Here is a 15,037-nt window from a genome sequence, read left to right as displayed (position 1 = left end):
AAAATACTAATTAGATTATTTTTAAATCTTAATTAGTTCATAAATTAATGTTGATAAATCTATTTTACTAATTATTTTGTTTTTCTTGATTTTTTAAAACTCTTCTTGATACTTTAATACTAATCTCATAAAGGATTAAAACAGGTATTGCAACAATAATTTGACTGGCAACATCTGGAGGCGTAATAATTGCTGCTAAAACCAAAACAACAACCAAAGCGTGTTTTCTATATTTCTTTAAAAACTCTGGAGTAATTAATCCAATTTTTGTTAAAAAATAAATTAATACAGGTAATTCAAATAAAACTGAAACCCCTAATAACATGTTTGTTACCAATCCAATATGAGATTCTAGTGTAAAACTATTTTGAATTGCATCTGTAATTTGATAATTGTATAAAAATTGAATAGAAATTGGTGCAATTACATAAAAACTAAATAATACTCCAATAAAAAAAAGAAAAGAAGCAATAAAGATAAATCCTCTAGATTTTTTGATTTCTTCTTTGGTTAAACCAGGAGAAATAAATCGCCAAATTTCCCATAATAAATATGGAAAAGAAAGAATTACACCCAGTATTAATGAAGACCAAATAGAGTTCATTAATTGTGATGTTACTTTTATACTTTGTAATTTTTTATCAGCAAAATTAATATGACAAAAAGCACTATCCATACCAAATAGGTTAAAAAAATTACAAAATGCCTTATAAGTTATAAAATCGGGTTTAATATGAGCTAATAAAAAGTGATCATAAACCTCTTGTGCAAAAACAAAAAATACAATTGAAAGGATAAAAACTGCAGCTGCACTTCTTACTAAATGCCATCTTAATTCTTCTAAATGTCCTAAAAAAGACATTTCTTTTTGTTGCTCTGCCATTAAAAAATACCTTCTTTAATTAAATCATGTAAATGTACTACTCCTGAATAATTTCCATGGTCATCAGTAACTAAAATTTGAGTAATACTATTGCTTTCTAAAGCGTCTAAAGCTTCAATAGCCATATCATCTTTATGAACCGTTTTTGGGTTTTTACCCATAATGTCTTTTGCGGTAAAGCTGTCTATTTTTGTAGTTTTAGTTAACATTCTTCTTATATCACCATCTGTAATTATACCTACAATTTTATTGTTTTTTATAACAGCAGTAACACCTAATCTTTTTTCAGAAATTTCTACAATTACCTTTGCAATTGTTTCACTTTCAGAAACCTGAGGTAGGTCATTATTCTTTATTAAGTCAGAAACGCGTAAATACAAACGTTTACCTAATGCGCCTCCTGGATGATATTTAGCAAAATCGTTACTTGTAAATCCTTTTAATTCTAACAAACAAACAGCTAATGCATCACCCATAACTAATTGAGCTGTTGTGCTAGTTGTTGGTGCTAAATTATTTGGGCAAGCTTCTTTTTCTACAAAAGTATTTAGAGTAAAATCGGCATTTTTACCTAAATAAGAATCTACATTACCTGTAATTGCAATAATTTTATTTCCGTAGTTTTTAATAAATGGAACTAGTACTTTAATTTCTGGTGTATTTCCACTTTTAGAAATACAAATTACAATATCATCTTTTAAAACATTTCCTAAATCCCCATGAATTGCATCTGCAGCATGCATAAAAATAGCTGGTGTACCTGTAGAATTAAGGGTTGCAACTATTTTAGTGGCAATGTTTGCACTTTTTCCTATTCCTGTTACAATTACCCTTCCATTAGAATTTATTATACATTTAATAGCATTTTCAAAATCTACATTAATTAATTTTGCTAAATTCGCTATAGCATTGCTTTCGGCTAAAATGGTTTTTTTTGCATTGGCAATAATAGATGATTGATTTTTCAAGTGTTGTCTATTTTATCAGAATAAAAAAAAGTTATATCTTTAGATATATGAATAAGGCAAATTTACTATAAAAATAAGTTTCAACAAATAATATAATTAAAGGTTTGTCTTTTAATTTTCAACATAAATTTATATTGAATGGATTTACATAGTCCTCTTAAAAAGTTTTTTGGATTTAATAAATTTAAAGGATTACAAGAAGAAGTTATAAAAAGTATTGTTGGCAATCACAACACGTTTGTAATTATGCCAACCGGTGGTGGAAAATCTTTATGTTACCAATTACCAGCGTTAATGGCTGAAGGAACTGCAATTGTTGTATCTCCTTTAATTGCCTTAATGAAAAATCAAGTTGATGCTATTAGGGGTATATCTGAACATAATGGTGTTGCACATGTTTTAAATTCGTCGTTGAATAAAACAGAAGTAGCTCAGGTAAAAGCAGATATTACTAACGGAATTACTAAACTTTTGTATGTAGCGCCAGAATCTTTAATAAAAGAAGAGTATGTTGCTTTTTTAAGAACTCAAAAAATTTCTTTTGTAGCTATTGATGAAGCGCATTGTATTTCTGAATGGGGGCATGATTTTAGACCTGAATATAGAAATTTAAAACATATTATTAGAGCAATTGATAATGTGCCAGTAATTTGTTTAACGGCAACAGCTACAGAAAAAGTACAAGAAGATATTATAAAAACTCTTGGTATTACCGATGCAAACAGATTTAAGGCATCTTTTAATAGAGCAAATTTATTTTATGAAGTAAGACCCAAAACAGCAGATGTTCAAAAAGATATTATCCGTTTTGTAAAACAACAGGAAGGTAAATCTGGAATTATTTATTGTTTAAGTAGAAAAAAAGTTGAAGAAGTTGCTCAAGTTTTACAAGTAAACGGAATTAAAGCTGTGCCTTATCATGCAGGTTTAGATGCCAAAACAAGAGTAAAACATCAAGATATGTTTTTGATGGAAGATTGTGACGTTGTTGTAGCAACTATTGCTTTTGGAATGGGAATTGATAAACCAGATGTACGTTTTGTAATTCATCATGATATTCCAAAGAGTTTAGAAAGTTATTATCAAGAAACGGGAAGAGCCGGTAGAGATGATGGTGAAGGGTATTGTTTGGCCTTTTATGCCTATAAAGATATAGAGAAGTTAGAAAAATTTATGTCTAGTAAACCTGTTGCGGAACAAGAAATAGGGCATGCTTTGTTACAAGAAGTTGTGGGTTATGCAGAAACTTCTATGAATAGACGTAAATATTTGCTGCATTATTTTGGTGAAGAATTTGATGATGTAAATGGAGAAGGAGCTGATATGGATGATAATTCTAGAAATCCAAAGAAAAAACATGAAGCTAAAGAAGATGTTATAAAGTTGTTGTCTGTTATTAAAAACACGCTACAACAATACAAATCTAAAGAAATTGTAAACACCATTATTGGTAAAGAAAATGCACTTTTAACATCGCATAAAACACATTTACAACCCCATTTTGGAATTGGTAAAGATAAAAGTGCACTTTATTGGATGGCGTTAATCCGTCAAATTTTGGTGGTTAATTATATCAGAAAAGAAATAGAACAGTATGGTGTTATTAAATTAACCAAAATAGGAGAGGAGTTTATGCAAAATCCTACTTCTTTTATGATGACAGAAGATCATTCTTATTCAGAAGAAAATGACAATTCTATCATCACCAATGCTAAATCTTCAGGTGGTGCTGCAGATGAAAAACTAGTAAAATTATTAAAAGATTTACGTAAAAAAGTAGCTACAAAACAAGGAGTTCCTCCATTTGCAGTTTTTCAAGACCCTTCTTTAGATGATATGGCTTTAAAATACCCTATAACTTTAGAAGAAATGTCTAAGGTTCACGGAGTTGGTGAAGGTAAAGCTAGAAAATTTGGTAAAGATTTTGTAAAATTAATTTCTACTTATGTTGATGAAAATGATATTTTAAGACCTGATGATTTAATTGTAAAAAGTACAGGTGTTAATTCTGGATTAAAATTATATATCATTCAAAATACAGATAGAAAACTTCCTTTAGATGATATTGCAAAATCGAAAGGTAAAGACATGAATGATTTGATAAAAGAAATGGAAGCAATCATTTATTCTGGCACAAAATTAAATATTGATTATGCTTTAGATGACTTGTTAGACGAAGATCAACAAGAAGAAATACATGAGTATTTTATGGAGGCGGAATCTGATAGTATACAGGAAGCTTTAGATGAGTTTGATGGTGATTATGATGAAGATGAATTAAGATTAATGAGAATTAAATTTATTAATGAAGTTGGTAATTAATATTTTATAAACTAAAAATTGTTAATAAAATACCTAATAGAATTGCCATAAACTTCTGTAAATTAAATTTATGATTCTCAGAGCTTTCGAATAAAATAATAGTTGAAATATGCAAGAAAACACCAATGATTAAAGCAGTTATTTCAGTAGTATAGTTTGTGAAAAAAGGAATTTTATCTCCTACTAAAAATCCTAAAGGACTCATTAATCCAAAGAAAAATAGAAAACCAAAAACAATTTTACTAGAGTATTTTGTTTTGATTAAAAATGTGGTTAATACAATTGCAATTGGTATTTTATGTACCACAATTGCCCATAATAAATTATCATCAGCATTGTGTATTGGCAACCCTTCAGAAAAAGCATGTAAACATAAACTTACAAAAAGTAATGTAGGAAATTTTTTTCCATCAGAATGAATATGAATATGACCATGCTCAGCGCCTTTAGAAAAAGACTCTAAAACCGATTGTAAAATAATACCTATTAAAATAAAAATTCCAACTACAGTGTCATTAGAGTTTATTGTGTAAACTTCTGGTAACAAATGTAACACTGTTACAGATAGTAAATAAGCACCGCTAAAAGCCAATAATAAACGTACAATTTTATTACTAGGTTTAATAATAAAAACCAATAAGGAACCTAAGAGTACAGATAAAACTAGTATAATATATGTCATTTTGCAACTAAGATTAATCTGTTAGAAGTTTTAGTATTAAAATTTGATAAATTATAATCTCCAAAGGTATTTGTAATTGTAAAACCAACTTTTTCGAAATAAGATTTCATTTTTTGTACATCTAAATATTTTACTCTTTCTGTATAATTATGATTATTTCCATCAGCAAAAAAAGAAATATTTTTTATAATAAAACCATTGGTAATTTCTCTGGTAATGTTAAAAGTAATATCATCAACAATTTTAGTTTCTTTGGCAACCAAGTTGGCTTTTACTAAATCTGCATTTAAAAAATCGAATACAAAATAACCACCTTTATTCAATCCGTTTTTTATGTTTTCTAAAATTAAGATATCTTCTTTATCATCTTCAAAATAACCAAAACTTGTAAACAAATTAAAAATTGAATCATATTTATTATTAAAAGGTTCTCGCATATCGTGCACCTTAAAATTTAAGGTATCGTTCTCAAAATCCTTTGCATAAATAATACTATTCTCTGCCAAATCTCCTCCAGTAACTTTATATCCTAAAGAATTTAAAAAAACGGCATGACGTCCTTTTCCACAAGGTAGATCTAAAATATGTGTAGATTTTTCTAATTTTAAAAACTCAGTAATATTTTTCATAAATAACTGAGCATCTTCATCATTTCTATCTTTATATAAAATATGATAATACGATGTGTTGAACCAATTTGTAAACCAATCTTTATTCTTCATAAATACTCAAAAAAGAGCTTCCTTTAGAGTTTTCTAAATGTTACCATTGAAATTGTTGTTCTTGCGAAAACAAGAGTCTAATTATAAAATTTTTATAATTGAGTCTGTAAAAGTAACCAAATCTTACGTTTCTTAAAATGAATTTCTTAATTAGTATAAAACCTATTTTTAAAACGTATTTTTGTAGCCAATTTTTACAAGTATGAATGACGATTTTAAAATGGTGGCAACTACCATGTTTGGTTTAGAAAGCATTTTAGCAAAAGAGCTAACAAATTTAGGAGCAAAAGATGTAACAGAAGCTGTTAGAAGTGTTTCTTTTAAAGGAGATGCAGGTTTTATGTACAAAGCAAATATTGCTTTAAGAACAGCTATTCGTATTCTAAAACCAATAAAAGTTACTAAAATATATGATGAGGAAGATTTATATGATTCAGTAAAAAAAATAAAATGGGAAAAATATTTAGATGTTGATGGTACTTTTTCTATTGGTGCTGTTTCTAATTCTAAAAACTTAACCAATCACTCACATTATATTGCTTTAAAATCTAAAGATGCTATTGCAGATTATTTTAGAGATAAATTTGGCAAAAGACCCAATGTAGATTTAGATTATCCAGATTTAAAAATTCACATTCATATTCAGAAAGATTTATTAACAATTTCTCTAGATTCTTCTGGAGACTCTTTGCACAAGCGTGGTTACAGAACAGCTACCAATATTGCACCAATTAATGAAGTTTTAGCGGCTGGTATGATTTTGTTGTCTGGTTATACAGGCGAAGAAAATTTTATAGACCCAATGTGCGGTTCTGGTACTATTTTAATTGAAGCAGCCATGATAGCAAACAATATTCCTGCAAATATTAACAGAAAACATTTTGGTTTCGAAAACTGGAAAGATTATGATGAAGATTTATATTTTACCATTCAAGATTCTTTATTAAAGAAAATTAGAAGTTCTCATTATAAAATTATGGGCTTTGATAAAGCACCATCAGCAGTACAAAAAGCAAAAGATAATATAGAGAATGCTAATTTAGATGAATTTATTGGTGTGCATCATGTTAACTTTTTTAACTCAACAAAAGAAGTTTTTGGAAATACTACTATTTTATTTAATCCACCATATGGAGAACGTTTAAATATTGATACAAAAGAGTTTTATAAGAAAATAGGTGATACTTTAAAACACAATTATCCGGGTTCTACAGCTTGGTTTATTACTTCAGATATTGAAGCTTTAAAACATGTTGGTTTGCGAACTTCTAGAAGAATCGATTTAAAAAATGGTGATTTAAACTGTAAGTACGTAAAATACGAATTATATGAAGGTACAAGAAAAATAAAATCTAGAAAAGAGACTTTATAAAAAGAAATTGTAACAGATACTAATTCTGAAAATTAAGATTTTATATTTATCAATGCTTCTTCTAAATACTCTAGAGCAGTTTTGTTTGTGTAATTTTTTTGTTTGATTTTTATTATACTTTTTAAGCCCTTTAAGTTTTTTTTAGAAATTTCTGTCAAATAAATACTAGTTTCTACTTCAGTAGAATATGGATGTTCTTCTAATTTAGAAATTATTTCTAAATAATTTTCTTGATTGGTAGAAATTACTAAATCATTTAAAATTTGTTCAAGAGAATATACCTCTTTTGTAGTTAGATAGTAATTTATAAGATGTGTAATATTTTTCATTTATTATATCATCTAATAAGATAATGAGCAACTAATTTAATAATTATTCTTTTAATTTTTAGTTTTTTGTAAATATACTTTTAAGGTATTAATAACATAAATATGTTTACATATAGTATATTTTATTTAGTTTTGATATTAGAACTTTAAAGTTAAACAATTATTTATTTTATAGACCTCATATTACCCATTCCAATTCCTAAAACCTTTACTTATTCTGTAACAGAAGAGGAGTTTAATTTTCTTAAAAAAGGAATGAGAGTTGCTGTTTCTTTTGGTAAAAGTAAAATTTTTACGGGTTTAGTCTTTAATATTCATAAAACGTCACCAACTTTATATGAAGCAAAAGAAATTCATCAAATTTTAGATGAAGTACCTTTAGTAAATGAGATGCAATTACAACATTGGCAATGGACTGCAAATTACTATATGTGTTCTTTAGGCGATGTTTATAGAGCTTCATTACCTTCTTCTTTTTTATTAGAAAGTGAAACTATTATTCTTAAAAATGAAACATTCTCAGAAGAATCTATTTTAGCAGATGATGAGTTTTTGATTTTCGAAGCTTTACAACATCAATCTCAGCTTACAATTCATCAAGTTGTTGATATCTTAGGAAAGAAAAAAGTAATGCCAATTGTAAACGAATTGATAAAAAAATCAGCAGTTACAATTAAGGAAGAAATTTATGAACAATACAAGCCAAAATTGGTAAAGTATGTTCGTTTGCATTCAGATTATTCAAGTGATGATTCTTTAAATAAATTGTTAGAAGAATTATCAAGAGCAAAAAAACAACGAGAAGCAGTTTTAGGATTTTTTCAATTATCATCATCTAAAAAACCAATTAAAGCAAAGGATTTAGAAAAAAAAGTAAATGTTTCTTCTTCAATTTTAAAATCTTTGGTGGATAAAAATATTTTCGAGTTTTATCATATTCAAACTGATAGAATTAGTTTTAAAGGTGGTACAAATGATTTAAAAAAGTTGAATGAATTTCAAGAAAAGGCATTTTGTGATATCAAAGAATCTTTTAAAGAAAAAGATGTAACACTTTTACACGGAATTACAAGTTCTGGTAAAACGGAAGTATATACAAAGTTAATTCAAGAAATTTTAGATACAGGGAAACAAGTGCTGTTTTTATTGCCAGAAATAGCTTTAACAACACAAATAATTACGAGATTGCAAGTATATTTTGGAAATAAAATTTCTGTATTTCACTCAAAATATTCTATGAATGAAAGAGTAGAAGTGTGGAATAATGTACTTGAAAACAAGCCAAAAGCACAAATAATATTAGGTGCTCGTTCTTCAATATTTTTACCATTTTCTAATCTAGGATTGATAATTGTTGATGAAGAACACGAAACTTCTTATAAACAATTTGAGCCTTCACCAAGATATAATGCACGTGATGCCGCTATTGTTTTAGCAAAGTTTCATAATGCAAAAATATTACTAGGTTCTGCTACACCATCTTTAGAAAGTTATTTTAATGCACAACAAAAAAAGTATGGTTTTATTGAATTAAATAGACGTTTTGGAAATGTGCAACTGCCTAAAATTCAATTAATTGATGTTAAAGAAAAGCATAGAAAAAAGGAAATGAAAGGTCATTTCTCAGATACAATGCTCAAGTTAATTGAAGAGGCTTTAGATTTAAAAGAACAAGTTATTTTATTTCAAAATAGGAGAGGGTTTTCGCCAGTTGTAGAGTGTAAAACCTGTGGGGTTTCTCCTCAATGCCCTAATTGCGATGTTAGTTTAACCTACCATAAATTTAGGCATGAATTACGATGTCACTATTGTAATTATCAGCGTGCTATGCCAAATAGTTGTGGAGCCTGTGGAAGTAATACACTAGATACCAAAGGTTTTGGAACAGAGCAAATTGAGTTGGAATTAAAAGAACTTTTTCCAGATTTTAAAATAGGAAGAATGGATTTGGATACTACCCGTGGTAAATTTGGTTATCAGAAAATCATTGGCGCTTTTGAAGCTAGAGAAATAGACATTTTGGTTGGTACACAAATGCTCTCTAAAGGATTAGATTTTAATAATGTTTCTTTGGTTGGTATTTTAAATGCAGATAGTATGTTAAATTTTCCAGATTTTAGAGCACATGAACGTGCTTATCAAATGATGGTACAAGTTTCTGGTAGATCTGGTAGAAGTAAAAAACAAGGTAATGTAGCAATTCAGACCTATAACTCTTATCATCAAATATTGCAACAAGTTTCAACAACAGCTTATTTAGAAATGTATAAAGAGCAGTTGCAAGAACGTTGGCAGTATAAATATCCACCTTATTATCGATTGATAAAAATTACTTTAAAGCACAAAGATTATAACAAAGTTGATAGTGGAATTAATTGGTTATTTAAAGCATTATATACTTCTTTTGGAGAACATGTTTTAGGACCTACTGCACCTGCAGTATCAAGAATAAGAAATCAATATATTAAGAATTTGATAATTAAAATTCCACCAAAACAGAGTTTAAAAATGACTAAGAATCAGGTTTTTAAAATTAAAAATACATTTGAAGCTGTTAAAGATTTTAGACCTATTAGGTTTATTATTGATGTAGATGCTTATTAACAAATTAGCTCACTTTAATCTTTCCTAATTGAGTAATTACTCTTATGTTTTTCTTTACGATTTTTTATTGAAGTTTTGTAACATAACTTTTTTCGAAGAAAAAATAAACATATATTTATCAAACTAAAATTTATTTATGAAATCAAAAAAAGAATATGATTTAATATGTGTTGGTGGTGGAATTATGAGTGCTACTTTGGCTTTAATTACCAAATTATTAGATCCTAAAAAAAATATTTTAATTTTAGAACGTTTAGATAAAGTTGCACAAGAAAGTTCTGCTGCTTGGAATAACGCTGGTACAGGTCATTCTGCTTTGTGTGAACTAAATTATTGTCCGCAAGAGGACGGAAAAGTATCCATAAAAAAAGCAATTGATATTTGTACGCAATATGAAGTTTCAAAACAGTTTTGGTCTTATTTAACAAAAAAAGGATTACTAGAAAATCCGAATGAATTTATTACATCAGTAAAACATCATAGTTGGGTTTTAGGGCAAGAAAATGTAGATTATTTAGAAAGAAGATTCAATGAAATGAAAGATCATTTTAAGTTTGATTCTATTGAGTTTACAAAAGATATCAGTAAAATGAAAGAGTGGTTTCCTTTAATTGCAAATGATAGAACCCAAGAAGAAATTATGGCCGCTTCTAGAATTGATAGAGGTACAGAAATGAATTATGGTATTTTAACTGAAAAGCTTTTTTCTATTTTAGAAACCGAATTTAATACACCAGTTCATTGTCATATGGAGGTACAAGATATTGACCCTGATACAGATTTAGATTGGACGGTTGAAGTTAAAAATTTAAAAACCAAAGAGAAATATAATTTAGAAGCAGAACATGTATTTATTGGAGCAGGAGGTGGTAGTTTACTTTTATTGCAAAAAGTTGAAATTGAAGAAAAAGAAGGATATGGAGGTTTTCCTGTAAGTGGAGAATGGTTAGTTTGTAACAATGAAGAAATTATAAAACAGCATAATGCAAAAGTATATAGTAAAGCTGGTTTAGGAGATCCGCCAATGTCAACTCCGCATTTAGATACGCGTTTTATAGACGGAAAACGTCAATTAATGTTTGGTCCTTTTGCAGGTTTTAGTCCTAAATTTTTAAAAGAAGGTTCTAATTTAGACTTGTTTAAATCTATTAAATTTGATAATATCCCTTCTATGTTAGGTGCTTTTTGGCACAATTTACCACTCACTAAATATTTAGTAGAACAAGTAATGATGAGTAAAGAAGACAGAATGGCTTCTTTACGTAAGTTTATGAAAAATGCTGATAGTAAAGATTGGGATGTTGTAAAAGCGGGTCAAAGAGTACAAATTATTAAAAAGGATGAATTTGAAGGCGGAAAATTACAATTTGGTACAGAAGTTATTTCGAGTAAAGATGGTGGTATAACTTGTTTGTTAGGTGCTTCTCCTGGAGCTTCTACTGCAACCTCAATTATGTTAGAAGTAATTGAAAAAGCATTTCCTGAATTGATAAATTCTAAAAATGGAAAAGAAAAACTAAAAGAAATTGTTCCTTTTTATAAAACTGAAATTACTAAAGAATTGTTTGATGAACAGTTGACTAAAAGTAAAAAAACATTAATGTTGTAAAAGTTTTTTTAAACCAGTCTAAATTTATTTTTTTATTTTCTATAGGGATATATATTCATATTTTATAAAAGAAGATTGGTAGATTTTTAAGTATTCATTTATTCAAAATAAACTTAACATTTGTTATAAAGTCTTTTTTTATTTTAGTAATTAAACTGCTATTTTTATACACTTTATCTGTTAGCTAATTTTAATGCTTTTTTAAATGATTTTACAGATTTAGATATATCATTTTCAGTAGTTGCCCAAGAGCATATACTCACTCTCATAACTTTTTTACCTAACCACATTGAGCCACCTAACCAACATTCTCTTAACATTTGAATATTACTTAATACTTGTTTGGTAATTTTATCCGAATCACATTTAACAATTACTTGATTAAAAACAATGTCATTTTCAACGTGAAAACCTTCTATTTTTTCTATTTCTTCAGCAAATTGTTTTGCTCTTCGATTCATCGTTAGAATCATTTCATCAATTCCATTTTTCCCTAGATACTTCATTATAGACCATAATTCAATTATTCTAGCTCTTCGAGACATTTCGGGTGTATAAAACATTCCGTCTCTTTCAGTGCTTTCTATAATATAGCTTCCAGCCATATGAAGCGCAGAAGTCATTGCCTCTTGGTCAGAACATAATATAATACCACAATCATAAGGCGTGTTTAATGTTTTGTGTCCATCTACAGCCCAAGAAGTAGCATTTCCTATTCCTTTAGTTAAATATTTTAATTCATTTACTGCTTCAGCCCACAAACCGAATGCACCATCAATATGAATCCAAGCATTAGCTTTATTTGCTTTCTTACAAATAATTTCAAAGTTATCAAATGCACCACTATTTACATTACCTGCTTGTAAAATCAGAATTGTATTTTCATCTAATTCAGGAATTAAATCAGGAATAATTCTGCCTTGATTGTCTACGTTTACCCATTCAATATTTTCTGTTCCTAAGCCTAATATTCCTATTGCTTTTAGAACTGTTGAATGCGATTGTTTTCCTGTTACAATTCTAATTTTGGGTGAATTTCTAAGACCTTTCTCATTTATATCCCAATTATTCCTTTGCAGAATGCGATATCTTGCAGCTGCCAAACCACATAAATTAGCTGTTGATGTTCCGCTTACAAACCCTGCGGATGTATTTTGAGGTAAACTAAATAAATCCACCAACCATTTTTCAACAACCGATTCTAGTTTACTACCTATTGGTGATAAAACTTTCATTGCTGGTGCTTGATCCCAGTAAGTTCCTAAATTTTTGGCTGCCAAACCAACAGGGATAGCGCTTCCGGTTACAAATCCAAAATATCTCCCGCCTAATGTTGCTGTTGTTGCTGGACTTCCATATTTATTTAATTGTTCTATAACACTTTTAGCATTAGTAGAATCAGTTGGTAGTTTTTCGTTAAATATCGATAAGTTTTTGACAGCTTCTTCTGTTGGGTAAACATTTCGGTCAAAAATGTTTTCTAAATATTCAAATGAATACTGATGTGATTGCTTAAATATTTCTTTGTTTCTAATTTCTTGAAACATTTTATGTTGAATTTTGCTTTTCATTTTAATTAATTTATAAATAGAGAATTATCGAATTATATATATAAAACTTAAAGTTCGCTATTAAGTTGATTAATGTATTTTTTAATGTTTTGTTCATTTCTTTTAAATTAGACTCATTTACCTAACCTTGTCTCTGTAACAAGATCAGGTTTTTGTAATTGAGACATATATTAGATATTGTGATTGTTATAAATTAGCTTTATTTTTAATAAAAACGAGACAAACTCCAAAATCAAAATGACCTAGTTCTAAATGAGGAGGGAAATTATTTTCTGGTTTTTTTAGTCAATTTTAAGTTGTCAGCTCTAACTTGATTTGATAAAGCTTTATTTACATTCTTAATGTAAATATAACAAATCTATAAATTCCGATTTGTCTTTTTTTAGACCTAAAAAAATAATATTAATAAATATACCAACTAAAAGTTAATCCATAAAGAGTGGGTATAAAAAACTTCATTTTTTTTACCCTCAAGCAACCTTTTTAAAACTTATGTAGTCTATATATTTGTAAGGCAGTTAAAAACGAACTAAGAGGCTTGAAAATTATATCATTGCATAACAACCAAACTTCGCTCATTAAAAAAGCGATACACAATAATAGAGAAGCGCAACAACAATTGTTTGAGCAGCATTCGCCTAAAATGTTGGGTGTTTGCAGGCAGTATGTAAAAGATTTACATCATGCAGAAGATTTAATGTTGCAAGGTTTTTTAAAAGTTTTTATCAACTTAGACAAGTTTAAAAACGAGGGTAGTTTTGAAGGTTGGATTCGTAGAATTATGGTGAACACGTGCATCTCTTATTTGCGAAAAAAGAACATTGTAGATTTATCTGATGAAGATTATGTTTTTAATGATTCTGCCACAGAAAGTTTAGAAAACACCTCTGTAGAAGATATTCAAAAACTGATTGATAAATTACCAGAAGGTTACAAAATGGTGTTTAATTTATTCGCCATTGAAGGTTATAAACATTCAGAAATTGCAAAGAAATTAGGAGTTTCTGAAAGTACATCAAAATCGCAATTGTTTAAAGCAAGAAAATTATTGCAAGAGAATTATTATAAAATGAACAAAACAATACATGCAAAAAAATAATTTAGATAATAACATAAAAGAAAAGTTGCAAAACAGAACTTTTCAACCATCAGCTTCTGCTTGGGAGCGTTTATCAGCTCAACTAGATGAGCAACCTAAGCAAAAGAAAAGAGGGTGGTTTTTTTATATAGGAGCAGCAGCAAGTATTTTACTTTTAATAATGGTTGGATTTCAGATTTTCTCAAAGAATGATGATCAAATTATGCCAGAAAACATAATTGTAAAAGAAATATTAGATGTTGAAAATATTGATAAAAGTATAGATAAATTTATCAATGAAATTCCAAAAGAAGAAGCTATTGTAAAAGTTGATAAAGTAGAAGAAAATGATAAAAATAATGCAACTGTTATTTTAATAAAAGAAGAATTTTATCCAAAGCAAAAACAAGTAAATATTGCAAAAAATGATGAAATTAACAATAAAGAAAAAGTAATTGTACAAGTAGCTAAAAGAGATGTGATTTTAGATGAAAAAAAATCAAAAAATGCTTTACAGCAAAACTCAAATAGTAGAATTAAAATTAATAGTGATGATCTGTTATTCGCAGTAACACATTCGCCACAAGAAGTAAAAACCTATTATGCAAAAAATAATATAAACAGAATTGAGGTTTTAAATACGATAAAAAGTGAGCTCAAAAAATCGAATTTAAAGGTAAATCCTGAAACTATTTTAGCAGAAGTAGAGCGCACTATTATTGATGATGATTTTCAAAATAATTTCATGAAAACTTTGAAAAGAAGAGTCTCTGATATTGCTACAGTAATTGCAAGTAGAAATGATTAAATAATTGAAAACTCATTGCAAAATTTGAAGTAATCTTAGTTTAAAAAAATAGATTACTTCGTCTTAAAATTCTTATAAATACAAATAAA

Annotated in this window: 12 protein-coding genes; 6 read left to right on the top strand and 6 right to left on the bottom strand. The window is 28.0% G+C overall.

Annotation, left to right across the window (positions count from 1 at the left end):
- Positions 1–67: 67 nt before the first annotated feature.
- Together tatC and Q0733_RS00680 are read right to left on the bottom strand one after the other, a co-directional pair.
- Positions 68–883, bottom strand: coding sequence for a twin-arginine translocase subunit TatC (gene tatC / locus Q0733_RS00685; RefSeq protein WP_298777713.1), 816 nt, complete (start codon positions 881–883; stop codon positions 68–70).
- Positions 883–1,851, bottom strand: coding sequence for an SIS domain-containing protein (locus tag Q0733_RS00680; protein WP_298777711.1), 969 nt, complete (start codon positions 1,849–1,851; stop codon positions 883–885). Before Q0733_RS00680 ends, tatC begins: the two co-directional genes overlap by 1 nt.
- A 138-nt stretch (positions 1,852–1,989) precedes the next feature.
- Here Q0733_RS00680 and Q0733_RS00675 point away from each other — a divergent pair, with 138 nt between their 5' ends.
- Positions 1,990–4,173: an ATP-dependent DNA helicase RecQ gene (locus tag Q0733_RS00675; protein ID WP_298777709.1), complete on the top strand. Its 2,184-nt coding sequence runs from the start codon at positions 1,990–1,992 to the stop codon at positions 4,171–4,173.
- Positions 4,174–4,177: 4 nt separating this feature from the next.
- Here the strand turns inward: Q0733_RS00675 and Q0733_RS00670 are convergent, their stop codons facing one another.
- Together Q0733_RS00670 and Q0733_RS00665 are read right to left on the bottom strand one after the other, a co-directional pair.
- The gene (locus Q0733_RS00670) at positions 4,178–4,855 is read right to left on the bottom strand and encodes a ZIP family metal transporter (RefSeq protein WP_298777706.1); all 678 of its coding nucleotides are present in this window, start codon (positions 4,853–4,855) and stop codon (positions 4,178–4,180) included.
- Complete coding sequence (locus tag Q0733_RS00665; protein WP_298777703.1) at positions 4,852–5,577, bottom strand: methyltransferase domain-containing protein; 726 nt, start codon at positions 5,575–5,577, stop codon at positions 4,852–4,854. The genes Q0733_RS00670 and Q0733_RS00665 overlap by 4 nt, the downstream gene beginning before the upstream one ends.
- A 202-nt stretch (positions 5,578–5,779) precedes the next feature.
- On the opposite strand from Q0733_RS00665, the gene Q0733_RS00660 reads away from it, so the two are divergent.
- Positions 5,780–6,949, top strand: coding sequence for a class I SAM-dependent RNA methyltransferase (locus Q0733_RS00660; protein WP_298777701.1), 1,170 nt, complete (start codon positions 5,780–5,782; stop codon positions 6,947–6,949).
- 32 nt (positions 6,950–6,981) lie between these two features.
- Here the strand turns inward: Q0733_RS00660 and Q0733_RS00655 are convergent, their stop codons facing one another.
- Complete coding sequence (locus Q0733_RS00655; protein WP_298777698.1) at positions 6,982–7,278, bottom strand: hypothetical protein; 297 nt, start codon at positions 7,276–7,278, stop codon at positions 6,982–6,984.
- 159 nt (positions 7,279–7,437) lie between these two features.
- Between Q0733_RS00655 and priA the strand changes: the two genes are divergently transcribed.
- Together priA and mqo are read left to right on the top strand one after the other, a co-directional pair.
- Positions 7,438–9,882, top strand: coding sequence for a primosomal protein N' (gene priA / locus Q0733_RS00650; RefSeq protein WP_298778344.1), 2,445 nt, complete (start codon positions 7,438–7,440; stop codon positions 9,880–9,882).
- A gap of 136 nt (positions 9,883–10,018) precedes the next feature.
- Entirely contained in the window at positions 10,019–11,491 is a 1,473-nt protein-coding gene (gene mqo, locus Q0733_RS00645) for a malate dehydrogenase (quinone) (protein ID WP_298777696.1), read from the top strand.
- Positions 11,492–11,664: 173 nt separating this feature from the next.
- Here the strand turns inward: mqo and Q0733_RS00640 are convergent, their stop codons facing one another.
- Positions 11,665–13,062, bottom strand: coding sequence for an aminotransferase class V-fold PLP-dependent enzyme (locus Q0733_RS00640; protein WP_298777693.1), 1,398 nt, complete (start codon positions 13,060–13,062; stop codon positions 11,665–11,667).
- 538 nt (positions 13,063–13,600) lie between these two features.
- Between Q0733_RS00640 and Q0733_RS00635 the strand changes: the two genes are divergently transcribed.
- Positions 13,601–14,161, top strand: coding sequence for a sigma-70 family RNA polymerase sigma factor (locus Q0733_RS00635; RefSeq protein ID WP_298777691.1), 561 nt, complete (start codon positions 13,601–13,603; stop codon positions 14,159–14,161).
- Positions 14,148–14,948: a hypothetical protein gene (locus tag Q0733_RS00630; protein ID WP_298777689.1), complete on the top strand. Its 801-nt coding sequence runs from the start codon at positions 14,148–14,150 to the stop codon at positions 14,946–14,948. Before Q0733_RS00635 ends, Q0733_RS00630 begins: the two co-directional genes overlap by 14 nt.
- The last annotated feature ends 89 nt before the right edge of the window (positions 14,949–15,037 follow it).

Source organism: uncultured Polaribacter sp. (assembly GCF_947500975.1).
GTDB lineage: Bacteria > Bacteroidota > Bacteroidia > Flavobacteriales > Flavobacteriaceae > Polaribacter.
This window is presented reverse-complemented; position numbering and strand designations above follow the sequence as displayed.

What these genes read in the sequence shown, in the direction of transcription:
- Q0733_RS00660 (WP_298777701.1), top strand. Translation starts at nt 5,780, where the DNA reads ATGAATGACGATTTTAAAATGGTGGCAACTACCATGTTTGGTTTAGAA.
- Q0733_RS00655 (WP_298777698.1), bottom strand. Translation starts at nt 7,278, where the DNA reads ATGAAAAATATTACACATCTTATAAATTACTATCTAACTACAAAAGAG.
- Q0733_RS00665 (WP_298777703.1), bottom strand. Translation starts at nt 5,577, where the DNA reads ATGAAGAATAAAGATTGGTTTACAAATTGGTTCAACACATCGTATTAT.
- Q0733_RS00640 (WP_298777693.1), bottom strand. Translation starts at nt 13,062, where the DNA reads ATGAAAAGCAAAATTCAACATAAAATGTTTCAAGAAATTAGAAACAAA.
- Q0733_RS00630 (WP_298777689.1), top strand. Translation starts at nt 14,148, where the DNA reads ATGCAAAAAAATAATTTAGATAATAACATAAAAGAAAAGTTGCAAAAC.
- Q0733_RS00670 (WP_298777706.1), bottom strand. Translation starts at nt 4,855, where the DNA reads ATGACATATATTATACTAGTTTTATCTGTACTCTTAGGTTCCTTATTG.
- tatC (WP_298777713.1), bottom strand. Translation starts at nt 883, where the DNA reads ATGGCAGAGCAACAAAAAGAAATGTCTTTTTTAGGACATTTAGAAGAA.
- Q0733_RS00675 (WP_298777709.1), top strand. Translation starts at nt 1,990, where the DNA reads ATGGATTTACATAGTCCTCTTAAAAAGTTTTTTGGATTTAATAAATTT.
- mqo (WP_298777696.1), top strand. Translation starts at nt 10,019, where the DNA reads ATGAAATCAAAAAAAGAATATGATTTAATATGTGTTGGTGGTGGAATT.